Origin of the sequence: Streptococcus timonensis (assembly GCF_900095845.1) — a bacterium.
GTDB classification, from domain to species: Bacteria; Bacillota; Bacilli; order Lactobacillales; family Streptococcaceae; genus Streptococcus; species Streptococcus timonensis.
The window spans coordinates 89,757-111,404 of the sequence record NZ_FMIX01000002.1; the positions used below are offsets into that span (position 1 = coordinate 89,757).

A 21,648-nucleotide genomic window follows, 5' to 3' on the forward strand; every position below is an offset into this window, starting at 1 on the left:
ATTACTCCTTTAGCCACTGGTGTGCTATTCTTTTTCGAATTGAGTCTCCAGATTTCCCGTAACTTTCAATAGTTTTAGCATCTTTTAAATAACGATCAATCGGGCTTTTATCCTGTGCTTGTAGCGGACCTATTAATCTGATAATCTCTTCAGAAATTTCAATAGCTACTTTTGTAGTATATAATTTAATCTGTGAAACATACAAAGAATCATCTAACATTTGATTCTTATATGAATTGAAATACGCTTCTGCTGCACATAGTTTTGTATATAAATCAGCAAATTGATGTTGATAAATAGTCGCATCAATCAACCTCTTACCAAAACCACGTTTCACCTTTAGAAAAGATAAACCTTTTTCAAAAGCTCCTTCGGAAATTCCAATAGAAACTGCGCTTAAACCTAATTGAAGCTTTCGAACAAAGTCATTTAACTGTTCTTGACCAGCTAAAGTCATCCCTAATAAACTATCCTCTGATAATTCAATATTATCAAAAGTAACTGAACTGATTGGTAAACCTTTTAGTCCTTGTTTAGGGATATCTTCTCCAAAGTAAACACCTGGGACCTTAGTGTCTACGATAAAAAATCCAAACGACGGTTTCTTTTCATCATTTTCTACTTTGGCAAATATAAAAAGTATATCCGTAAAACGGCAATTTGAAACAATCGATTTCTTACCTGAAAGACGCCATCCATTACTTGTTTTAGTCGCAGTTGTATTCACTAATTCTAGATTTTCGCCAAGATATCCCTCAGAAAAACCCAGACCAGCCAATATCTCTCCTTTAATTAATTTTTCAAGATATAGACTTTTTTGTTTAGGACTACCGTATCGATTAATAGGATAAATCCCATAGCAAGCCTGCGTTAATAAAACTGTCGAAAAAGCAGCAAATTCTTTTGAGATTATACGAATAAAAGTCATGAATTCTTCACTTAAAATCGAATCTTCATCCTTTACGATGGAAGAAAATATATCAAAAGATCCAATAAACTCATCTAACAATTCTCTTGGAAATTGATTTTTATCTATTCTATGCTCAAAATAGCTTGCAATTAGACTGCTTATCTCTGCATTATACCTTTTAGCAAGGTTATCATTGTAGACCATTACTCTTCACCCCAAGCTAATTCTCAGACAAGGGTTGATAATACCCTTTTAATAATTCTTCATACACATAGGATTCGACCTCGTTATAGGAAGCCTTGTATGGTCTACAGAACCAAACATTAAAAGGAATCGGGTCATTAAAGCGGACAGTTTGGAAGCGACTGCCATCTACAAGAGTTTCAACAGATTTTGGTAAAATTGTAATCAAGTCTGTTTGATAAGTAGACTCAATTAAAAAGTCCCAAGTAGATGATAAATAAGCAAATTTAGTATTTATGCGTTGTGAACGAAGTTTCTCAACCACCAAATCATAAGTCGTAAATGTTTTATTAAAGATTGCTAAATCATAATCAGCAAGATCAGACCAATCTAGCGCTTCTTTCTGTGCTAATGGATGATGTTTATCCATATAAGCAACATACTCGTCTAAATGAATAATATGTTGTTCAAATTTTTGTGCATCTAAGTTTGTTGGCTCAATTAAAAATGCTAGGTTCAAATCACCGTCACTCATTTTTTGGTGAATCTCTTTTCCTCCACCCTCTATAACTTGAATATAGATGTGAGGGTTGTTTCTCAAAAAATGCGGTAGAGCGTTTGAGAAGAACGTTCTTAATATCAAAGAAGGAATACCAAGATTAATAGTCCCTCTCTGCTTTTGTGATTCAATATGAATCATTGAAAGCATCTCTTCGTGACGATTAACAATTTCTGTGGCAAAACGATAAATCTTTCGTCCTGCCTCAGTCAAACTTTCCAATCTACCATTCTTTCGATTGAATAATTGGATTCCCTCAGCTGCTTCAAAATTTGTTACAAATTGACTTAAGGCTGACTGACTAATATGGATTTTCTTTGCTGCAATCGATAGATTGCAACCACATTCGACTATATTAATGAAATAGTTCATTTGTATAATATCCACTTAGCTATCACCTTACTTCCATTTTTTTCACTTAGATACCAATTGATACTACCGCCTAAAAAGACGATAGTATCGTTTACATATATAATATCATGTTCAGAAGAAAATAGCCAATATTAGCCTAGATAGGCATTGTCTTCACATCTTCTGCAACAATAACGTCACCGGCTGTTTTTTCAAGAACTTCTTCTACAGTTACACCTGGTGCAACTTCTTTCAACAAGAATTTACCATCTTTGAATCCAAAAACAGCTAGTTCTGTAATGACAAGATCTAAAACTCCTTTAGCTGATAGAGGCAATGTGCACTCTTTCAAAAGTTTAGATTCGCCACCTGTAGTATGTTGGATTGCTCCAATAACGCGTTTAGCACCTACCAAAAGGTCCATCGCTCCACCCATACCTGGTGCAAATTTACCTGGGATAATCCAGTTTGCAATGCTTCCGTCCTGGCTTACTTCAAGAGCTCCAAGAACAGTCGCATCAACGTGACCACCACGAATAATTGCAAATGATGTTTGCAAATCAAACAAAGCAGCCCCTGGAAGGAGAGTAATTGGCGCACCACCTGAGTTTGCTAGGTTTGGATTGTAATTATCTTTAGTTGGTGTTTCACCAAAGCGAAGGGCACCATTTTCTGCTTGAAGGATTACATTAACACCTTCTGGGATGAAGTCTGCAGAAGCATTTGGAATACCAAATCCAAGGTTTACAACATCACCATCTTTAAATTCAAGAGCAACACGTCTTGCAATAATTTCTTTTGGTTTCATATTATTTTACCCCCGCTAATTTATTAGTCTCTGTCCAGAGGTCACCCATCATCTTGTGGTGTTCTTCTGGAGTTAAGCCTTGGACTACATAGTCAACAAGGATACCTGGAATATAGATGTCATCCGGTTTAATTTCACCAACTTCAACAATTTCATTTGTTTCAACGATAACTGTATCTGCTGCAAGAGCTAGTTGCAATGAAATGTTCTTAGTTGTACCATCAATGTACAAGTTTCCGTACTTATCAGCTTTTGTAGCTTTAATCAATGCTACGTCAAGTTTTAGCGGGTCATAAATGAGGTACTCACGACCATTGCGAACTACTTTTTCATGCTCATTTTCTAAAATAGTACCAACTCCTGTCGGTGTCAAAACTCCTCCAAGACCTGCTCCAGCAGCGTGAAGACGTTCAACAACAGTACCCATTGGAGTGAATTCTACTTTCATTTCTCCACTAAAGTATTCTTTTTGAGCAGCAGGAGATGTACCAATGTGGGCAGCAACATATTTTTTAACTTGGTGGTTTTCACAAAGGCGTCCAACACCCACTTCTTTACCTGGATGTGAAGTAACAACTGAAACCAAAGTCAAATCTTGTTGATTTTGTCTAACCAACTCTTCGATTAACTCCAAAGGTTCACCAACAGCAAGGAATCCTGAAATCCCTACGACATCACCAGGTTTTACTTTAGAAATAGCTTCTTGTAATGATAAAACAGCTTTCATACTAACACCTCAATTTTTATTTACGGTTGAACACGGCTTTACGTTTTTCAACAAAAGCACGCATTCCTTCAACTTTGTCTTCAGTAGAGAAGAGAAGAGCTTCAGCTTCTGTCTCTAAACGAATTGCATTCTTAAGAGGAAGTTCTGAACCAACTTGAATGACATGCTTAGCTTTTTCAACAGCCAACGGAGCATTTTTCATGATGCTTTTAGCTAGTTCTTCAGCAGATGACAATAATTCCTCAGCTGGAACAAGTTTGTTCAAAATTCCTAGGTCATAGGCTTCATTTCCTTTGACGATTCTAGCAGTGTAGATCAATTCTTTTGTCTTGCTAGTACCGATCAAACGAGACATTCTTTGTGTTCCTGCGAAACCAGGAATGATACCCAAGCCAACTTCAGGGAATCCTACCATCGTCTTTTCAAAGCCAATTCTAATATCCGTTGAGAGTGCAAGTTCCAAACCGCCTCCCAAAGCATATCCATTAAGAACTGCAATAGTCGGTTGAGTAAGATCAGACAGACGGGTAAATGTATCATTGGCATATGTCATGTATTCGAAGGCTTGAATTGGAGACATTTGGTCCATTTCCTTAATATCAGCCCCTGCAACAAATGCCTTATCACCTTGACCACTAACAATAACAACACGGATATCTTCATGTTTTTCTACTTCATCTAAAACAAGATTTAAATCCGTCAAAACCTCTGAACTCAACGCGTTCAAAGCTGCTGGGCGGTTAATGGTGATATAACCGATACCATCTTTAACCTCTAATAAAACTGTATTACTCATTATTCTCCTCCTACTTTAAGTTATTTTGAGTATAGAGTACTGCGTCAACAAATACCGATACTAATGTAAGTGCTTACATTAGTATAATACCTTATTTATTAACAGCCGTCCACTTAGTATTTATGCTTGGAACTATAAGTTCATCTTATAGGAAAGCGCTTTTATTTTGATACTTTAGACTTCTAATTATTTAGAATAAAAAATATCTTACCCGAAATTCTCCGAGGAGATTTCAGGTAAGATATAATACATTTTAGTCAATCGAATAAAGTAGGAATTAACGTTCTACGATAACTGCAGTACCCATTCCTCCACCGATACAAAGTGTAGCAAGACCACGTTTTGCATCACGTTTTTCCATTTCGTGAAGAAGAGTAACTAAGATACGGCATCCTGAAGCACCGATTGGGTGTCCAAGAGCGATAGCTCCACCGTTAACGTTTACTTTTTCTGGATCAAGACCTAGTTCTTTACCAACTGCACATGCTTGAGCAGCAAATGCTTCGTTTGATTCTACCAAGTCAAGATCCGCAACTGTAAATCCACCTTTTTCAAGTGCTTTACGAGATGCATAGATTGGACCACAACCCATAACTTTTGGATCAAGACCAGCGCTTGCGTAAGATTTGATAGTTGCCAATACTGGAACTCCCAATTCTTTAGCTTTTTCAGCACTCATAACTACGACTGCTGCTGCACCATCATTGATACCTGAAGCATTACCAGCTGTTACAGTACCATCTTTCTTGAATACTGGACGAAGTTTAGAAAGCCCTTCAAATGAAGCGTCTTTTCTTGGGAACTCATCTGTATCAAATACAATAGGCTCACCACGGCGTTGTGGAATTTCAACTGGAACGATTTCTTCTTTAAAGCGTCCAGCTTCAATAGCTGCAACTGCACGTTGTTGTGATTGTACAGCAAAGTTATCTTGGTCTTCACGAGTGATTCCGTATTGTTCAGCAACGTTTTCAGCTGTAATACCCATGTGGAAACCTTCGAAACCATCTGTCAAACCATCGCGAAGCATAGTATCTACTACTTTAGAGTCTCCCATACGAGATCCCCAACGTTGGTTTTGAACAACGTAAGGAGCTTGACTCATGTTTTCTGCACCACCGGCTACAACAATATCTGCATCTCCGCACAATACTGCTTGAGCCGCCAATTGAACTGCTTTCAAACCAGATCCACAAACTTTGTTAATAGTGAATGCTGGAGAAGCAACTGGGATACCCGCATTAACGCTCATTTGACGTGCAACGTTTTGTCCAAGGCCTGCGCCAAGAACATTACCCATGATAACTTCATCAACTTGTTCTGGTTTCAAGTTAGCTCTTTCGATAGCACTCTTGATAACTAAACTTCCCAAATCAACAGCAGGAACATCTTTCAAGCTTCCACCGAAGGCACCTAGAGGTGTACGAACCGCTGCAACAATAACTGCTTCTTTCATTATTTGCTCCTTATAATCTTAGTATTTAAAGAATCCTTCTTTAGTCTTACGACCTAGTTTACCAGCTTCAACCATTTTCTTCAATAGTGGTGCTGGACGGTATTTAGGATCACCGAAGCCGTTATTCAATACTCCCATGATTGCCAAACATACATCCAATCCGATCAAGTCAGCAAGTGCCAATGGGCCAATTGGATGGTTTGCACCCAATTTCATAGCTTCATCAATTTCTTCTGCAGAAGCAACACCTTCACCAAGGATAAAGATAGCTTCATTAATCATTGGAATCAACACACGGTTAACAACGAATCCATAAGAGTCTTTAACGTCAACTGCAGTTTTTCCAATTTTTTCAGTCAATTCACGGACTGCTTTTACAACTTCATCTGAAGTTTGAAGAGCACGAATAACTTCAACCAACTTCATAACTGGTGCTGGGTTGAAGAAGTGCATACCAATTACACGTTCTTGATGAACTGTAGCCGCAGCAATATCCGTAATAGAAAGAGATGATGTGTTAGAAGCCAAAATTGTTTCAGGAGCAGTAATTTCATCCAATTGTTTAAAGATGCTGAGTTTGATATCTCTGTTTTCTGTAGCTGCTTCAATAACCAATTGAACATTTTTAGCATCTTCGTAAGAAGTTGAAGGAATCAAGTTACCCAAGATTTTTCCTTTTTCTTCTTCTGACATACGTCCTTTTTCTACTGAACGAGCCAATTGTTTAGAGATGTTATCAATTCCTCTTTGTACAAATTCTTCTTTAATGTCATTAAGGTATACTGTAAAACCAGATTGAGCGAATACTTGCGCGATTCCGCCTCCCATTTGACCAGAACCAATGATCATTACTTTAGAAATACTCATTATTTTCTCCTCTTAATTTTAATATATAAAGTTTATAAAGAAAGAATCGGAACGGTCTTTCAGCAAATGCTAAGCAACCGTTCCAAATTCATTATTATACGAATGCACCAATACCAGTAAGTTCACGACCAACGATCAATGCGTTCACTTCGTGAGAACCTTCATAAGTGTAGATTGCTTCAGCATCTGCAAAGAAGCGAGCTACGTCAGTTTCAAGAGTGATTCCGTTACCACCACATGTTTCACGTGCAAGAGCAACTGTTTCACGCATTACCAATGAGTTATGCATTTTAGCAAGTGCAGAGTTAAGCATCAATTCGTTACCAGCTTCTTGCATTTCTGCGATACGAGCTGAGTAAGAAAGTGCTGCTACTGCGTTAGCTTGCATTCTAGCCAATTTTTCTTGAACGATCTGGAATGAAGCAATTGGACGTTTGAATTGTTGACGGTCTTTAGCATATTTAAGAGCTGCAACAAATGAACCACAAGTGATTGCAGTTGCAATGTGAGCAACGTCAGCACGAGTAAATGTCAAGATACGAGCTACATCAGCAAATCCGTTGATGTTTACCAAACGGTCTGAATCTGGAACTTCAACGTTCTTCATAGTAATGTGACCATTACGTACGCAACGAAGAGCAGTTTTGTGAGGGATTGGCTCAGCGTGGTATCCTGGTGCACCTTTACGAACGATGAAACATTTCACGCGTCCATCTTCAACGTCGCGAGCGAATACTGGAACAACGTCAGCTGTGTCTGACCCACCGATCCAACGTTTTTCACCGTTCAAGATCCATTTGTCTCCAACGCGCTCAGCTGTTGTAGCAAGACCACCAGCGATGTCAGAACCTGACAATGGCTCAGTCAAAGCGAAACATCCTTGCCAGTCAAATGCAGCCAATTTAGGAAGGAATTCTTTTTGTTGACGCTCATCACCACCAAGCAAGATTGTGTTGTAGCAAAGTCCACCATGTACTGTGAAGAATGTTGCCATAGAAGCATCGAAACGACCTAATTCAAGGTACAAGAATGCGATGTAAAGTTCTGATGGTTTGTAGTTTCCTTCTCTTCCTTCGAACAATTTAGGGTTGTTCATGATTTGTGCGCCTTTTGCTACAGCGTAAAATTGTTCGAATGGGAAATCAGGTGCTTCCCAATATTCATTAATTACAGGACGAAGGTGTTTTTCAATCAAACGACGAGTTTCTTGTAAAACTTCTGCTTCTCCCAATGTTAAACCATCTGCATAGTGGAATAGATCCTCTGGATATAATTCGCGCAAGATTTCTTCTTTAGTTGCCATCTGTGGACTCCTTTGTAATAAATTATTTTTTAGAGCGCTTACATTTTTGCGCTCAATATTTGTTGACAAGACTATTCTAACTTAAAGCGCTTTCTTTTGTCTACTTAATAAAAGTAAACGGCCCTATAAGTTGAATTAATACTCTAACTTATATCTTTGTAAAATCAAATAAGTGGGCTGTTTTCAACAGCCCACTTATATATTAAACGACAATATCTTATGATTCTTTTACTTCGAGAAGACCGATATCCCCATCTTCACGACGATAGATTACATTTGTTGATTCATCTTCAACATCTACGTAGATGAAGAAATCATGTCCTAGCAAGTCCATTTGTAGAATGGCTTCTTCTAAATCCATTGGTTTCAAATCAATTTGTTTTGAACGAACAACTTTTGGTTGTGATGTATCTGTATCTTCAACCAATGCATCTGTGAACAGCTGGCTTTTAGATACTTTATTTCTGTTTTTACGCTCAATCTTTGTTTTGTTTTTACGGATTTGACGTTCAATCTTATCTGTCACTAGGTCGATAGATCCATACATATCCTGAGAAACATCTTCTGCACGAAGGGTAATAGAACCAAGTGGAATCGTTACTTCTACCTTAGCAGTTTTTTCACGATAGACTTTCAAGTTGACACGCGCATCTAATTCTTGATCTGCTTGGAAGTATTTTTCGATCTTTTCGAGTTTAGAAACTACATAATCACGAATTGCTTCAGTTACTTCTAGGTTTTCACCACGGATACTATATTTAATCATATAAGTACCTTCTTTCTAAACATATTTGTTTTTCTACATTTATTATAACGCTTTCATATTTTTTTTGCAATCTTTTTCCTCATCTTACGAGGGAAAATGTTTTAATTTTCTGACAACCAGCTTCTATCAACATTTTTTTAATACGATTTATTGTAGCACCTGTTGTATAAATATCATCAAATAATAAAATCTTTTCTGGAATCTTTACTCCCTCTTTAATTACAAAGGGGTTTTCTACTTGCAAACGGTCTGCTCGGTTCATAGATGAACTGGCTTTAACTTCTTTTTTGTCAATAATATTGTAATAAGAAAGCCCTGTTCCCTCAATTAAACCTTCTACTTGATTAACCCCCCTTTGCTGTAATCTCTCCTTGCTTAGAGGAATAAGCACAAGCTGATAATCTTTATATTTTTGAAATTTTTGGTAAAGAACTTTTGTAAATACCTTCCTTAATAGATAATCTCCATCAAATTTATATCTATGAAAATAATCCTTCATGGCTTCATTATAGGTAAAAACAGCTTCATGCTCTACTTGAATCCCTTCTTTATACCAATACTGACAATCCTGGCAGGGACTTGTCTCCCCCTCCTTAAAACACGTTGGGCAGTGTTCAGGACTAATTCTTTCAAAATGATTAAAACAAGCGGAGCAGGTATAGGTCTCTTCTTTTTTGAGAAGCAATAAACTCGTAAATGATAACTCAGTTTCTAAATCTTGTCCACATATTAGACATTTCATAGACCTGCCTCCTGATTCATCTCTTTGACTTCCTTTATAGCTTTCTTGATAGATCTATTTATCCCGTCATGAAAGAAGATAAGTTGACCTGTAGGACGATCCATACTTCTCCCCACTCGCCCTCCAATTTGGATTAAACTAGACTTGGTAAAGAGTTGGTGATTAGCTTCTACTACAAAAACATCCACACACGGGAAAGTAACCCCGCGTTCTAGGATGGTTGTACTTATCAAAATAGTCAGCTCTCTATCTCGAAAGGCTTGTACTTGTTGCAAACGGTCCTCTGTAACAGAAGAAACAAAACCAATTTTCTCATTGGGAAAGTCACGCTGTAAGATTTCCTTTAGCCTTTCTCCTTTTTCAATCTCTGATGCAAAAATCAGTAAAGGATAAGCCGTCTCTCTTTGTTTCTCGATATAACGCCTTAATTTGGGTACTAAACGATTTTTTTGTAAATGTTTATCGAAGTCAGATAACCAAACTGGCTTTGGAATAACTAAAGGATTGCCATGAAAACGGCGTGGTAGACTAAGACGCTTTAATTCCCCTTGCTTGACCTTCTTATCCAACTCATCTGTAGAAGTAGCAGTCAAAAAAATTTTCAAACCACTCTCTTTTACACAGTTATTGACAGCATGATACAGTAAGGGATTGTCTACATAAGGAAAAGCATCCACTTCATCAACTATTAATAAATCAAAAGCTTGATAGAATTTTAGTAACTGATGTGTTGTAGCAACCACTAAGGGAGTCCGAAAGTAGGGCTCTGATTCACCATGTAGTAGAGAAATTTTACAGGTAAAATCACTCTGTAGCCGCTTATATAACTCCAAGCAGACATCTATTCTTGGACTGGCCAAACAGACTGCTCCACCCCTATTAATTACTTTAGCAACAACTTGGTAGATCATCTCTGTCTTTCCAGCGCCCGTAACTGCATGAACTAAGCTAGGTTCTTTCTTATCTACTGCTTGGAGCAAACCCATTGACACCCGTTCTTGAAAAGGCGTTAATTGACCTGACCATTTTAAAACATCTTGTCTCGGAAAATCTTCTTGAGGGAAATAATAAAGGGGCTCATCATTTCTAACTCTCTTCATAATCAAACACTCTCGGCAATAAAAGGCTCCAACGGGCAGATGCCATTCTTCCTCAACCTTGCTACCACAACGCTGACAGACTAGTTGTTCTTTCTCTTTTCTCATAGAAAGAAGTTGTTTAGCCAGTTGTCGCTCTTCGAAACTCAATTCTTGTTCAGTAAATAGACGACCAAGATAATTTGGATTAACTTTCATACTTATATATTCGGAAAAACTAGCGCTTTATCCTATTTTTTAGTACAATTAAACCATGGAATTTAGAACAATTAGAGAAGACGGACAAGTCCAAGAAGAAATCAAAAAATCTCGCTTCATTTGCCATGCAAAGCGTATCTATAGCGAGGAAGAGGCGCGTGACTTTATCACTTCTATCAAAAAAGAACACTACAAGGCCACCCATAACTGCTCTGCCTTTATTATCGGTGAACGTAGTGAAATCAAACGAACTAGTGACGACGGAGAACCAAGTGGCACTGCCGGTGTCCCTATGCTGGGTGTTTTAGAAAATCACAATCTTACTAATGTCTGTGTAGTTGTTACCCGATATTTTGGTGGTATTAAGTTGGGTGCCGGAGGCCTCATTCGCGCTTATGCCGGAAGTGTTGCCTTGGCAGTCAAAGAAATTGGCATCATTGAAATCAAAGAGCAGGCAGGAATTCAGATTCAAATGACTTATGCTCAATATCAAGAATATGGCAACTTTCTGAAAGATCATAATCTTATGGAGATTGAAACCAACTTTACGGATCAAGTTGAAACCATGATTTTTGTAGATAAAGAAAATAAAGAACATATAAAATCAGAACTCATAGAATTTTATAATGGAAAGGTAATTTTAGTAGATAAAGGTTTACGAGAAGTTGAAGTTCCTGTTAACTTAGCTTAAAAAGGAGAAAAATATGGTATTCGGAAAATTAATCAATGGACTCGCTGGAAATTTTAGCGAACAAAACAAAGAGACTCTAATGAAAGAGTATGGTCAATATCTACTAGAAAATGAAGAAATCCAGATTGGGTATAAGCTCATTCGTGATGCAATCATCTTTACAAACATTCGTATTATTTTTACAGACAAACAGGGTGCTACTGGGAAAAAAGTATCTGTCAAATCCATCTTCCTCATGAACATTGTCAATGTTGAATTGGAAACCGCTGGCGTTGGAATCGATGACAGTGAAATGACTATTACTTATCTAGAAAATGTCTTCCTAAAAGCTCATCGTGAGCACTCGAACTCTCTCAAATTCGAATTTCCAAAGAAATCCGATCTTGTTCCACTCTATACTTATTTGTTAGAACTAGCTTACCAAAACCGTCTGAGAATTAACGGTTTAGATCATTGATATAAAAAAATCCTATCGCTTCGATAGGATTTCTATATTTTACAAATAATCTAGATAGGGTTATACTAGGTACAACTTACAAAAAGAGGTATTCACATGGCTATTTATAACAATATCACAGAACTTATCGGAAAAACACCGATTGTTAAATTGAATAACATTGTACCAGAAGGTGCAGCAGACGTTTACGTAAAACTAGAAGCTTTTAACCCAGGTTCATCCGTTAAGGACCGCATTGCTCTCAGCATGATTGAAAAAGCAGAGCAAGAGGGTAAACTGAAACCAGGATCTACAATTGTAGAAGCAACAAGCGGGAACACTGGTATCGGTCTTTCATGGGTTGGTGCTGCTAAAGGTTATAAAGTTGTCATCGTTATGCCTGAAACAATGAGTGTTGAACGCCGTAAGATTATCCAAGCTTATGGTGCTGAACTAGTCCTTACTCCTGGTAGTGAAGGTATGAAAGGTGCAATTGCAAAAGCGCAAGAAATTGCTGCTGAACGCGATGGTTTCCTTCCATTACAGTTTAATAACCAAGCTAACCCAGAAGTTCACGAAAGAACAACAGGAGCTGAAATTCTAGCTGATTTCGGAGCTAATGGTTTAGATGCCTTTGTTGCTGGTGTTGGTACTGGAGGAACTATTTCAGGTGTTTCTCATGCTCTTAAAACTGCTAACTCAAACATTCAAGTTTTTGCAGTTGAGGCAGACGAGTCAGCAATCTTATCAGGTGAAAAACCAGGACCTCACAAAATTCAAGGTATCTCTGCAGGATTCATCCCAGAAACACTTGATACAGAAGCTTATGATGGTATCGTTCGTGTGACATCAGACAATGCTCTTGCACTTGGTCGCGAAATTGGTGGAAAAGAAGGTTTCTTGGTTGGTATTTCTTCTGCCGCAGCTATCTATGCAGCAATCGAAGTTGCTAAAAAACTTGGGGCAGGTAAAAAAGTCCTTGCGCTTGCACCAGATAACGGAGAACGTTACCTATCTACAGCACTCTATGAGTTCGAAGTCTAGTCTCCTAAATACACAAAGCCCTTTAACAAGGGCTTTTTATTTTTTCTATAAGAAAGAGGAAGCAAATCTGCTTCCTCTTTTTGTTATTAGTTATTCAAAGCTGCTGCCATTGTAGCTGCAACTTCAGCTTCAAAGTCATTTGCAGCTTTTTCGATACCTTCACCAACTTCAAAGCGAGCGAACTCAACTACTGAAGCGTTAACTGATTCAAGGTATGCTTCAACTGTCTTGCTGTCATCCATGATGTAGACTTGTGCAAGAAGTGTGTATGCTTGGTCAACTTTAGTGTTGTCAAGCATGAAGCGATCCATTTTACCTGGAATGATTTTATCCCAGATTTTTTCTGGTTTACCTTCTGCAGCCAACTCTGCTTTAATGTCAGCTTCAGCTTGAGCGATAACTTCATCAGTCAATTGTGCTTTTGATCCATACTTCAAGTGTGGAAGAGCTGGTTTGTTAACCATTGCACGGCTTTCGTTATCTTGGTCGATTACGTGGTTCAATTGAGCCAACTCATCTTTAACAAATTGCTCATCCAATTCTTTGTATGAAAGAACTGTTGGTTTCATCGCAGCAATATGCATTGATATTTGTTTAGCAAGCGCTTCGTCTCCACCTTCGATTACAGAGATAACACCGATACGTCCGCCGTTGTGTTGGTATGCACCGAAGTGTTGTGCATCTGTTTTTTCAATCAAAGCAAAGCGACGGAATGAGATTTTTTCTCCGATTGTAGCAGTTGCAGATACGTATGCTGCTTCAAGAGTTTCACCTGAAGGCATTGTCAAAGCAAGAGCTTCTTCGTTGTTAGCTGGTTTACCTTCAGCAATGACTTTCGCAGTTGCATTTACCAATTCAACGAATTGAGCGTTTTTCGCAACGAAGTCTGTTTCAGCATTTACTTCAACTACTGCTGCAACGTTACCGTTCACATAAACACCAGTCAAACCTTCAGCGGCAACACGGTCAGCTTTCTTAGCTGCCTTAGCCATACCTTTTTCGCGAAGTAATTCGATCGCCTTTTCGATGTCACCTTCAACCTCAACCAAGGCTTTCTTAGCGTCCATGACACCAGCACCAGATTTTTCACGCAACTCTTTAACAAGTTTAGCTGTAATTTCTGCCATTTTGATTCTCCTATATTTTTTAAAAATAGGAGAGCCGGGCTAAGCCCTGCCCTCCTAGGTAATTACTATTGATATGAATTAAGCGTTGTCGCCTTCAACAACTTCAACGATTTCTTCGATTGAGTCTGCTTGAGCTTCTGAAACTGCAAATTCTGCTTCAACTGCTGCTACAGCATCTTCACCTTGGCGACCTTCGATGATAGCGTCTGCCAATTTAGCTGTGATCAACTTAACTGCGCGGATAGCGTCATCGTTAGCTGGGATGATTACATCGATATCATCTGGATCAGTGTTTGTGTCAACCATCGCTACAACTGGGATACCCAATTTTTTAGCTTCTTTAACAGCGATTTGCTCTTTATGTGGGTCAACTACGTACATTACATCTGGAATGCGAGGCATGTCTTCGATACCACCCAAGAATTTTTCAAGACGTGCACGTTGTTTGTTAAGAAGTGCAACTTCTTTCTTAGGAAGAACTTCGAAAGTTCCATCTTCTTCCATACGTTTGATTTCTTTCAAGCGAGCGATACGTTTTTGGATTGTTCCCCAGTTTGTAAGAGTTCCACCCAACCAACGGTGGTTGATGAAGTATTGTCCTGCACGAACAGCTTCTTCAGCAACTGCATCAGCGGCTTGTTTCTTAGTACCAACGAACAATACAACTGCATCGTTAGCTGCAGCATCACGCATAAAGTCGTATGCTTGGTCAGCGTATTTTACAGTTTGTTGTAAGTCGATAACGTGGATTCCGTTACGCTCTGTGAAGATGTATTTAGCCATCTTAGGGTTCCAGCGACGAGTTTGGTGACCGAAGTGTACACCAGCCTCAAGAAGTTGTTTCATTGAAATTACTGCCATGAGTATTTCTCCTTTTTTGTTTTTTCCTCTTCTCGATTTCAGCTTGCAAAACGACCCGAGGGCAACAGTTTCACAATTCATCAAGAATGAGTATTATCGTTTACACGACAAGTTTCATTCTACCATAGTTTATCGTATTTTTCAAGTTATTTTAAATTATTTTCTATTAAAAACTGCTATCCTAACTAAACAAAAAATAAAAAGAGACTCAATACGAGTCTCAGCATTTTTTAGTTTGGATAGATGTATGTTACTCCACCTGGGTTGAACCATCCACGGTGATTTCCGATTGTACGGTTTCCACCATAGTTTGATTCTGATACTTGGATACGTGATGAAGACTCAACAGCTGTAACGACTGCAACGTGTCCATAACCACCATCATTCCAACAAGCGATAGCTCCTACTTGCGGTGTAGAACCTGTACGGAAGCCGGCTGCTGCTGCACTTGCAGCCCACTGTCCACCATTACCCCAGTAGTCTCCGGCCCAAGGTGCCAACGTTTTAGCTCCCCATGTACATTCTCCAACAGGATAGCTTGAAGCATTTGTATTGTATGTAGGACGTTGTTTAACTGGTGCTGGTGTTGCAACAGGTGTTGGTGCCGGCGTTGATGTTCCTTCCTCAGAATTTGCTGCAGGTGTAGCTGTTGAAGCTGTAGCCGTAGCTTTTACTTGTTCAACAAGTGTAGTGTTAGCAGATGCGACTACAGATTGACGTTGACTAGCTTGTTGAGCTTTATAAGCTGCTTCTGCCTCAGCTGCTGCTTTTGCTTCTGCTTCTGCCGCTGCCTTTTTCTCTAACAAACTAGCTTTTTCGCTCTCAGCTGTAGCTTTCTCAGCTGCAAGGTTCAATTCAGCAACTTTTAATTCTGCTTGTTTAGTTGTCAAAACTTGAGCATCGTCAGCCAGTGTTTGTTGGTTAGCAATAACTGTATTGATAGCTTCGTTGTTTGCCACTTGTTTTTCAGCGATAGCTTTTTTATCTTCTTTTTGTTGTTCCAACATTTTGTTGTTAGCAGATACAATTTCACTCATTGCAGCAACACGAGAAATAGCTTCTGTGATTGAGTTTGAGTTGATAATTGTGTTGATATAACTTGTAGCAGTTCCATTAGTTTGTGCGCTACGAGCTTGGTTCTCAAGAGAAGCATTACGAGCTACGATGTTTTTTGATAACTCAGTAATTTCTCCTTCGAGTTGCTTAGATTCTGCTTGTAGAGTATCGTTTTCAACTTGTAATTTCTCTTGTTCAGTTTGAATTGCTGAAACTTGCTCTTGGATTTGATCAACTTGCTTTTGAGCTTCTGCTTGTTGCGCTGTCAAAGAACTAATTTTACTATCTTGAGCAGCAATTTTATCGTCTGTATTGTCAGCTTTTACTGTCGAAAGGATTGCTCCTTGTGAAACTAATACTGTACTCAATAAAAGTGACGCTAAGATTTTTTTCTTCATATTGGTATATACTCCTTCTTTTAAGACATTACTAGTATATCAAAAAAAGGCTTAATAAATATTACGTCTTTATTACAGTTTTATTTCTTTATTATAGATATATTTTTTCAAAAATAAACTGAAAAACTAACATCCAAATAAAATTTAAGATCATGGTTGGCACCAAACTATAGATTATAAAAAATGTTAGGCTTTCAGATGTTAATCCAATAGCCTGCGCAAGCATAAAGCCACCAAATTCAAATAAGAAAGTCATCACCAGTATTGCTAACATTCTAGTCCATCTATTTACCAATATGACAGAATTATTTTTATAAACAATAGCACCAACTATAATAAAAAGAAGGCTTGCTAATCCTATTAAATGAAAGAAATAAATATCGTATATGACACCTAGAACCAAGCAATAAGCCAAAAATAAATACTCAGAGACTTCAATCGTCTCAAATAATAGAAATAGAAAAATAAAGTGACTAATAATATGAAAATGAGGAAAAAAACTATTTACAAATTGTCCTAAATGGCTATCTATTAACAAAATAAGGGGCAAGAGGATAAACATTCCTATCTGTTTCAACTGTCTCATGATGGATTCCCCACTAGCTCTACAACCTTCACATTCATCGAGTCAGCATAAAGCTTAACCATAACTTCTCTTGTCAGATAATCGCTACTATGAGTCACAGAAACTACTTCCCCAACAGGAATGTCTGCTGCATTAAAGTTTCCTAAACCACTGGTCGTCACCTTGTCTCCTTGACTGATATCGCCACTACTATTTAGCTGGCTAATCTTAAGTAGCTCTTTTTCCTTATCATAGCCAATAATAATTCCATAAATGCTACTAGATTCATGCTGAATTTTTACTGAAATTTTATCAGTGTTCTCAGCATTTGTTAACAAATTGACGATGGTTGAATGCTCTTCAACCTTTTCAACACTACCAATAAGCCCGCCACCAGCAACAACAAGCATATTACTAGTAACACCTTTTAAAGAACCTGCATCAACTGTCAATTCTTGCTTCCAAGCAGCAGGTGTTCTCATAATCACATCCGAAGCAATCAACTTGGTGGCGTTTAATTTTGACTTCATTTCTAACAATTGGCGTAATTGTTCATTCTCTTCTTTTAGACTTTCTGATTCATTAGACTCTTTTTTCATACGATAGAATTCGCTTTTGAGAGTCTCATTTTCATTGTAGGTTCTAGTTAAATGTCCTAAATCAGATTTTACAGAAGATAACCACTGAAATGGTTTTTCTACCATTCTGTCAATAAGAGAAAGGCCATCACTTGCTTTTGTCACAAATGTACTCGATTTTGTTGTTACTAAAAATACTCCAACAATTATCGTTACGGCAAATAGGACGATGATATACTTTGATTTTTTAAAACGATTCATACATCTACCTTATATTTTTTACTTTACTTCAGGATTTTAATATAAATAATAATATTCCCAATAGACTTATCAAAATGAGGGCAATACTATCTTTTCTCATCCAACTTAATTGTCGATATTGACTTCTTCCAACGCCACCCTGATAACCTCTAGCCTCCATAGCAGTCGCTAGAGAATCCGCACGTTTCAAACTGGTCGCAAACAATGGAATCAAAATTGGAATCATTGCTTTTACCTTTTGAACAATACTTCCTTCACCAAAGTCAACTCCACGCGCCTTTTGAGCATTCATGATTCGAATAGTATCGTCCATCAAGGTTGGTACAAAACGCAAACTCATTGACAGCATGAGCCCTATCTCATGAACTGGAACTTTGAATCTCTTCAAAGGACCTAATAAGGATTCAACAGCTGTGGCCAAGCTTAGCGGCATAGTAGTCAAGGTTAGTAAAGTTGAGTAAAAGATAATCAATACAAATCTACAAAAGATTATTCCTGCTTGTTCAATTCCATGACTCGTAATTTTAATAAAACCTATCTCCCATAATACCTGACCACCCGATATGAAGAATAGCTGGAAAATAGTTGTAAAAGCTATTAGAAAGAACATTGAACGTAATCCTTTTATAAAAAAGGACAAAGGTACTCCTGATAAACTAATAAAAATACCAGTAACAACAAACAGAAGCAAATTCGTAATAGGATTGTTAGCCCAAAAACTTATAACAATCAGCAAAAACATTGCCAATAACTTACTTCGAGGATCCAAACGATGAATAATCGAGTCCCCAGGTATGTATCTACCTAAAATCATATTATCCATTTATGAACTCCTTGAATTCCTCTATCGTTATAGGTAACTGCTTAAAAGTAGCGCCTCTTTTAATTAATTTTTGTGCAAATCTTGTAATTTTTGGAACACCTAACTGTATTTTCTCCATAAAATCAATATCTTGAAAAACAAAGCTTGGTTCTCCACTTTTGACTAATCTTCCTTTTTCCATCACATAAACTTGATCAGCATATTCTGCCACATCATCCATAAGATGTGTCACCAAGACGATTGTTATTCCATCTTGATGGAGTTTTTTAAACAAGTTCATCAACTCTTTTCTACCAATCGGATCCAATCCTGCTGTTGGTTCATCTAACACTAAGATTCTAGGCTCCATAGCCAAAATTCCAGCAATTGCTACACGTCTCATCTGTCCACCTGATAATTCAAAAGGACTACGTTCAAAGAGGGATTCATCAATTCCGACCAAGGCTAATTTTTCACGCGCAATAGTCTCTGCTTCTTCTCTAGAAACTCCAAAATTTTGAGGCCCAAAGGCCACATCTTTGAGAACAGTCTCTTCAAAAATTTGGTTTTCAGCAAACTGAAAAACTAAGCCAACTTGCTTACGAATTTGGCGAATTTCTTTATTTACCGAAGTGGAGGTAATAAGCGTATCAAAGACACGAACTTCTCCATCTGTTGGAACTAACAAACCGTTCAGTAATTGTAGTATTGTCGACTTCCCACTCCCTGTATGTCCAATCAGAGCGGTGTAAGAACCATCCTTGATTGTTAAACTAACATCAGATAGAGCTGTAGAGGCAAACGGCGTTCCATTTTGATAAATATAACTAACATTTTCTAGAGCAATTCCCATAACGCCTCCTCTAGCTCATCTTCAGTCATGTATAAATCAGGTAGATTCAAGCCACTCTCACGTAATGACTGTCTCAATTGGTTCACAAACGGTTGATCTAACCCAATTTTGTCTATATCACTTCGAGAAAATAATTCTCTCGGGCTACTTGTTGATTCAACTTGACCCTTTTTCATAACCAGAACACGATCGCTCATGGCAACTTCTTCCAAATCATGAGTAATAGAAATAACAGTCATTTGATGATCTTTTCGAATTTCTTGGACGATTTTGATTAGTTCCAATCGCCCCTCTGGATCAAGCATACTTGTTGATTCATCTAAAATCAAAATATCAGGGCGCAAAGCTACTACACCAGCAATCGCTACTCTTTGTTTTTGCCCACCAGACAAACGCGCAGGTTCTTTTTTATGAAATTCTTCCATTCCTACCAAGGAAAGCGCCTCTGTTACTCGTTTTTGCATTTGGTCCAGCGAAATTCCTTGATTTTCCAAGCCAAAAGCAACATCGTCTTCCACAGTGGCTCCAACAAATTGGTTGTCCGGATTTTGAAAAACCATTCCAATTTTACGTCTCTTTTCCCAGACATTTTCGGGAGTTAAAAGATCCCCGTCTATCCAAATTTCTCCTGACTCAGCCTCAAGCAAGCCATCTATCAAGCGAACTGTTGTCGATTTGCCGCTTCCATTATGACCAACAATAGACAGCCACTCTCCACGTTTCACGTAAAACGATACATGATTAACATCATAATGCTCTTGGTTCATTTGGTAACGAAAAGCTAAATCTTTAATTTCAATAATGTTTTCCATTTTTAACGAAAGGTTCCTTTAAATAAATAGGCACTTCCTTTGAAGTAGTCATACCCCGAATAGATAGTAAAGAATAGTGCTATATACAGCATCAGTTGTCCTAGAAAATTCCAATGGAATAATAAGAAAATAATTGCAAACATCTGACTAAATGTCTTAATTTTACCAGGCATTGCAGCAGCAAGAACAGTCCCACCTGTCTCGACCAACAGCAATCGCAGTCCTGTAACTGCAAGCTCTCGACAAATAATAATAGCAACAACCCAAGCAGGAGCCATATTTAGGCCAACCAACATGATAAATGCAGACATCACCAATAATTTATCAGCCATAGGATCTGCAAACTTACCAAAATTGCTAACGACTCCCCATTTTCTAGCTAAATACCCATCTAAATAATCCGTGATACTCGCGAGAGAAAAAATAATTGCTGCTATTCCATGTAATAAAGGAGACTCACCAAATGATAGAAAAAGAACAAAAATGGGTATAAATAAAATTCTACCTATTGTTAGTATGTTAGGGATATTCTCTTTTTTCATGTTTACCTTTCTTAATTTGGACTAATAGTCAAACTTATCCATCCTGTCTGTCCGGTTAATTTTGATGTATCTATTTCTTGGTTATCGATCTTGATTTTCACGCCTTTGACAACGCCTAGAGTAATTGTTACGGGAGTTTTTTTAGAAATTGTAGTTGTGGCTGTTTGGTTACCTGGAGCAAGAGTAACACCTCCTGCTAAATCAGTATCCGAAACACTCACCCAACTTTGAGTGTCTTTTACAGAAAGTTGAAGCTCGGCAGTTTCTTTAGAAGTTTTATATACTACTGAGATTGTATCACCTTCTCCAGAAATAGTCACTGCAGATGTTTCAGCAACACTTGTTTCAGTAGTAGATTGGTTATTACTTGTCACTTCAGTGGTAGAATCACTTGTAGTTGTAGTAACAACACTATAACTAGCTTCAGATGTGTTTATTGGTTGTGTCTGAATGTAATTCCATACATAATAAGACACAAAGGCTATAATCGATAAGGAAAATAGAAGGAAATAGAACAGGGGAAGGAAGGATTGTTTTTTTCGATTTGAGCGTCTACGTCCTGAAAGTTCAATCTCATCAACATCGACTTCTTCATAAGTAATCATGCTACCTGAATCATAGGCGTCTAGAATAATATTTTCGTCAAGTTCTACAGCCCAAGCATATTTCCTTAAAAATGATCGCGTATAAAAAAGATTTGGTAATTTATCAAAATTATCTGTTTCCAACGCTTCTAACAAGTCTAGTTGAATATCAGTCTTTCTTTGTAATTCCTCTAAACTTAACCCTTGGCTAATTCTAGCTAACCGCAAGACTTCACCAATCGTTTTTTTTCTCATACTTAACACTCCTACTTTCA

At 37.8% G+C, this 21,648-nt stretch carries 24 protein-coding genes; 3 read left to right on the top strand and 21 right to left on the bottom strand.

All coding sequences use genetic code 11. The features are described from left to right. Nucleotide 1: 1 nt before the first annotated feature. The 11 genes from BQ2679_RS00755 to BQ2679_RS00805 form a co-directional block, all read right to left on the bottom strand. Nucleotides 2–1,114 (bottom strand): acyl-CoA dehydrogenase family protein, encoded by a 1,113-nt coding sequence (locus BQ2679_RS00755; protein WP_075565150.1) that lies wholly within the window; start codon nucleotides 1,112–1,114, stop codon nucleotides 2–4. A 16-nt stretch (nucleotides 1,115–1,130) separates the two neighbouring features. Continuing rightward, nucleotides 1,131–2,039 carry a LysR family transcriptional regulator gene (locus BQ2679_RS00760; RefSeq protein WP_159427228.1) on the bottom strand — a complete coding sequence of 303 codons (909 nt, stop codon included), beginning with the start codon at nucleotides 2,037–2,039 and terminating at the stop codon, nucleotides 1,131–1,133. A 121-nt stretch (nucleotides 2,040–2,160) separates the two neighbouring features. Further along, entirely contained in the window at nucleotides 2,161–2,811 is a 651-nt protein-coding gene (locus BQ2679_RS00765; RefSeq protein ID WP_075565155.1) for a 3-oxoacid CoA-transferase subunit B, read from the bottom strand. Nucleotide 2,812: 1 nt separating this feature from the next. Continuing rightward, nucleotides 2,813–3,538 carry a CoA transferase subunit A gene (locus BQ2679_RS00770; RefSeq protein ID WP_075565157.1) on the bottom strand — a complete coding sequence of 242 codons (726 nt, stop codon included), beginning with the start codon at nucleotides 3,536–3,538 and terminating at the stop codon, nucleotides 2,813–2,815. 16 nt (nucleotides 3,539–3,554) lie between these two features. Further along, the gene (locus BQ2679_RS00775; protein ID WP_006150502.1) at nucleotides 3,555–4,334 is read right to left on the bottom strand and encodes an enoyl-CoA hydratase/isomerase family protein; all 780 of its coding nucleotides are present in this window, start codon (nucleotides 4,332–4,334) and stop codon (nucleotides 3,555–3,557) included. A 277-nt stretch (nucleotides 4,335–4,611) separates the two neighbouring features. Beyond that, complete coding sequence (locus tag BQ2679_RS00780; RefSeq protein ID WP_075565159.1) at nucleotides 4,612–5,790, bottom strand: acetyl-CoA C-acetyltransferase; 1,179 nt, start codon at nucleotides 5,788–5,790, stop codon at nucleotides 4,612–4,614. 18 nt (nucleotides 5,791–5,808) lie between these two features. Further along, the gene (locus BQ2679_RS00785) at nucleotides 5,809–6,657 is read right to left on the bottom strand and encodes a 3-hydroxybutyryl-CoA dehydrogenase (protein ID WP_075565162.1); all 849 of its coding nucleotides are present in this window, start codon (nucleotides 6,655–6,657) and stop codon (nucleotides 5,809–5,811) included. Between the two features lie 94 nt (nucleotides 6,658–6,751). Next, entirely contained in the window at nucleotides 6,752–7,960 is a 1,209-nt protein-coding gene (gene fadE, locus BQ2679_RS00790; RefSeq protein ID WP_075565164.1) for an acyl-CoA dehydrogenase FadE, read from the bottom strand. A gap of 217 nt (nucleotides 7,961–8,177) precedes the next feature. Continuing rightward, nucleotides 8,178–8,726 (bottom strand): ribosome hibernation-promoting factor, HPF/YfiA family, encoded by a 549-nt coding sequence (hpf, locus tag BQ2679_RS00795; RefSeq protein WP_075565166.1) that lies wholly within the window; start codon nucleotides 8,724–8,726, stop codon nucleotides 8,178–8,180. Between the two features lie 79 nt (nucleotides 8,727–8,805). Further along, nucleotides 8,806–9,468, bottom strand: coding sequence for a ComF family protein (locus tag BQ2679_RS00800; RefSeq protein ID WP_075565167.1), 663 nt, complete (start codon nucleotides 9,466–9,468; stop codon nucleotides 8,806–8,808). Then, complete coding sequence (locus BQ2679_RS00805; RefSeq protein ID WP_075565170.1) at nucleotides 9,465–10,763, bottom strand: ATP-dependent helicase ComFA; 1,299 nt, start codon at nucleotides 10,761–10,763, stop codon at nucleotides 9,465–9,467. The genes BQ2679_RS00800 and BQ2679_RS00805 overlap by 4 nt, the downstream gene beginning before the upstream one ends. Nucleotides 10,764–10,818: 55 nt before the next feature. Here BQ2679_RS00805 and BQ2679_RS00810 point away from each other — a divergent pair, with 55 nt between their 5' ends. The 3 genes from BQ2679_RS00810 (at nucleotide 10,819) to cysK (ending at nucleotide 12,934) form a co-directional block, all read left to right on the top strand. Further along, the gene (locus BQ2679_RS00810) at nucleotides 10,819–11,454 is read left to right on the top strand and encodes a YigZ family protein (protein ID WP_075565173.1); all 636 of its coding nucleotides are present in this window, start codon (nucleotides 10,819–10,821) and stop codon (nucleotides 11,452–11,454) included. A 13-nt stretch (nucleotides 11,455–11,467) separates the two neighbouring features. Then, nucleotides 11,468–11,911, top strand: coding sequence for a PH domain-containing protein (locus BQ2679_RS00815; protein ID WP_075565177.1), 444 nt, complete (start codon nucleotides 11,468–11,470; stop codon nucleotides 11,909–11,911). Between the two features lie 96 nt (nucleotides 11,912–12,007). Next, nucleotides 12,008–12,934 carry a cysteine synthase A gene (cysK, locus tag BQ2679_RS00820; protein WP_075565180.1) on the top strand — a complete coding sequence of 309 codons (927 nt, stop codon included), beginning with the start codon at nucleotides 12,008–12,010 and terminating at the stop codon, nucleotides 12,932–12,934. 86 nt (nucleotides 12,935–13,020) lie between these two features. Here cysK and tsf read toward each other — a convergent pair whose 3' ends face one another. From tsf to rodZ, 10 genes are all read right to left on the bottom strand, one after another. Next, a complete protein-coding gene (gene tsf / locus BQ2679_RS00825; RefSeq protein ID WP_075565182.1) occupies nucleotides 13,021–14,061 on the bottom strand; it encodes a translation elongation factor Ts in 1,041 nt (346 codons plus the stop codon). Between the two features lie 78 nt (nucleotides 14,062–14,139). After that, nucleotides 14,140–14,922, bottom strand: a complete 783-nt coding sequence (gene rpsB, locus BQ2679_RS00830) for a 30S ribosomal protein S2 (RefSeq protein ID WP_075565184.1) — start codon at nucleotides 14,920–14,922, stop codon at nucleotides 14,140–14,142. A gap of 230 nt (nucleotides 14,923–15,152) precedes the next feature. Next, a complete protein-coding gene (gene pcsB, locus BQ2679_RS00835; RefSeq protein WP_075565186.1) occupies nucleotides 15,153–16,376 on the bottom strand; it encodes a peptidoglycan hydrolase PcsB in 1,224 nt (407 codons plus the stop codon). A gap of 91 nt (nucleotides 16,377–16,467) precedes the next feature. Continuing rightward, the gene (gene mreD / locus BQ2679_RS00840) at nucleotides 16,468–16,962 is read right to left on the bottom strand and encodes a rod shape-determining protein MreD (RefSeq protein WP_075565188.1); all 495 of its coding nucleotides are present in this window, start codon (nucleotides 16,960–16,962) and stop codon (nucleotides 16,468–16,470) included. Continuing rightward, a complete protein-coding gene (gene mreC, locus BQ2679_RS00845) occupies nucleotides 16,959–17,780 on the bottom strand; it encodes a rod shape-determining protein MreC (RefSeq protein WP_075565190.1) in 822 nt (273 codons plus the stop codon). The genes mreD and mreC overlap by 4 nt, the downstream gene beginning before the upstream one ends. A 28-nt stretch (nucleotides 17,781–17,808) precedes the next feature. Further along, a complete protein-coding gene (locus BQ2679_RS00850) occupies nucleotides 17,809–18,603 on the bottom strand; it encodes an energy-coupling factor transporter transmembrane component T family protein (protein ID WP_075565192.1) in 795 nt (264 codons plus the stop codon). Further along, complete coding sequence (locus BQ2679_RS00855; protein ID WP_075565195.1) at nucleotides 18,596–19,435, bottom strand: energy-coupling factor transporter ATPase; 840 nt, start codon at nucleotides 19,433–19,435, stop codon at nucleotides 18,596–18,598. Before BQ2679_RS00855 ends, BQ2679_RS00850 begins: the two co-directional genes overlap by 8 nt. Continuing rightward, nucleotides 19,420–20,247 (bottom strand): energy-coupling factor ABC transporter ATP-binding protein, encoded by an 828-nt coding sequence (locus tag BQ2679_RS00860; protein ID WP_075565197.1) that lies wholly within the window; start codon nucleotides 20,245–20,247, stop codon nucleotides 19,420–19,422. The genes BQ2679_RS00855 and BQ2679_RS00860 overlap by 16 nt, the downstream gene beginning before the upstream one ends. 2 nt (nucleotides 20,248–20,249) lie before the next feature. Beyond that, nucleotides 20,250–20,789 (bottom strand): CDP-diacylglycerol--glycerol-3-phosphate 3-phosphatidyltransferase, encoded by a 540-nt coding sequence (gene pgsA, locus BQ2679_RS00865; RefSeq protein WP_075565198.1) that lies wholly within the window; start codon nucleotides 20,787–20,789, stop codon nucleotides 20,250–20,252. Nucleotides 20,790–20,800: 11 nt separating this feature from the next. Next, the gene (gene rodZ, locus BQ2679_RS00870) at nucleotides 20,801–21,628 is read right to left on the bottom strand and encodes a cytoskeleton protein RodZ (RefSeq protein WP_075565200.1); all 828 of its coding nucleotides are present in this window, start codon (nucleotides 21,626–21,628) and stop codon (nucleotides 20,801–20,803) included. Between the last annotated feature and the right edge of the window lie 20 nt (nucleotides 21,629–21,648).

Excerpts from the sequence above, each read along its gene's own strand:
- mreC (WP_075565190.1), bottom strand. The coding sequence starts at position 17,780 with ATGAATCGTTTTAAAAAATCAAAGTATATCATCGTCCTATTTGCCGTA.
- BQ2679_RS00755 (WP_075565150.1), bottom strand. The coding sequence starts at position 1,114 with ATGGTCTACAATGATAACCTTGCTAAAAGGTATAATGCAGAGATAAGC.
- cysK (WP_075565180.1), top strand. The coding sequence starts at position 12,008 with ATGGCTATTTATAACAATATCACAGAACTTATCGGAAAAACACCGATT.
- BQ2679_RS00800 (WP_075565167.1), bottom strand. The coding sequence starts at position 9,468 with ATGAAATGTCTAATATGTGGACAAGATTTAGAAACTGAGTTATCATTT.
- fadE (WP_075565164.1), bottom strand. The coding sequence starts at position 7,960 with ATGGCAACTAAAGAAGAAATCTTGCGCGAATTATATCCAGAGGATCTA.
- BQ2679_RS00850 (WP_075565192.1), bottom strand. The coding sequence starts at position 18,603 with ATGGATAATATGATTTTAGGTAGATACATACCTGGGGACTCGATTATT.
- BQ2679_RS00810 (WP_075565173.1), top strand. The coding sequence starts at position 10,819 with ATGGAATTTAGAACAATTAGAGAAGACGGACAAGTCCAAGAAGAAATC.
- BQ2679_RS00855 (WP_075565195.1), bottom strand. The coding sequence starts at position 19,435 with ATGGGAATTGCTCTAGAAAATGTTAGTTATATTTATCAAAATGGAACG.
- pgsA (WP_075565198.1), bottom strand. The coding sequence starts at position 20,789 with ATGAAAAAAGAGAATATCCCTAACATACTAACAATAGGTAGAATTTTA.
- BQ2679_RS00765 (WP_075565155.1), bottom strand. The coding sequence starts at position 2,811 with ATGAAACCAAAAGAAATTATTGCAAGACGTGTTGCTCTTGAATTTAAA.
- rodZ (WP_075565200.1), bottom strand. The coding sequence starts at position 21,628 with ATGAGAAAAAAAACGATTGGTGAAGTCTTGCGGTTAGCTAGAATTAGC.
- hpf (WP_075565166.1), bottom strand. The coding sequence starts at position 8,726 with ATGATTAAATATAGTATCCGTGGTGAAAACCTAGAAGTAACTGAAGCA.
- rpsB (WP_075565184.1), bottom strand. The coding sequence starts at position 14,922 with ATGGCAGTAATTTCAATGAAACAACTTCTTGAGGCTGGTGTACACTTC.
- BQ2679_RS00860 (WP_075565197.1), bottom strand. The coding sequence starts at position 20,247 with ATGGAAAACATTATTGAAATTAAAGATTTAGCTTTTCGTTACCAAATG.
- BQ2679_RS00785 (WP_075565162.1), bottom strand. The coding sequence starts at position 6,657 with ATGAGTATTTCTAAAGTAATGATCATTGGTTCTGGTCAAATGGGAGGC.
- tsf (WP_075565182.1), bottom strand. The coding sequence starts at position 14,061 with ATGGCAGAAATTACAGCTAAACTTGTTAAAGAGTTGCGTGAAAAATCT.
- BQ2679_RS00805 (WP_075565170.1), bottom strand. The coding sequence starts at position 10,763 with ATGAAAGTTAATCCAAATTATCTTGGTCGTCTATTTACTGAACAAGAA.
- BQ2679_RS00775 (WP_006150502.1), bottom strand. The coding sequence starts at position 4,334 with ATGAGTAATACAGTTTTATTAGAGGTTAAAGATGGTATCGGTTATATC.
- BQ2679_RS00780 (WP_075565159.1), bottom strand. The coding sequence starts at position 5,790 with ATGAAAGAAGCAGTTATTGTTGCAGCGGTTCGTACACCTCTAGGTGCC.
- mreD (WP_075565188.1), bottom strand. The coding sequence starts at position 16,962 with ATGAGACAGTTGAAACAGATAGGAATGTTTATCCTCTTGCCCCTTATT.
- BQ2679_RS00815 (WP_075565177.1), top strand. The coding sequence starts at position 11,468 with ATGGTATTCGGAAAATTAATCAATGGACTCGCTGGAAATTTTAGCGAA.
- pcsB (WP_075565186.1), bottom strand. The coding sequence starts at position 16,376 with ATGAAGAAAAAAATCTTAGCGTCACTTTTATTGAGTACAGTATTAGTT.
- BQ2679_RS00770 (WP_075565157.1), bottom strand. The coding sequence starts at position 3,538 with ATGAAAGCTGTTTTATCATTACAAGAAGCTATTTCTAAAGTAAAACCT.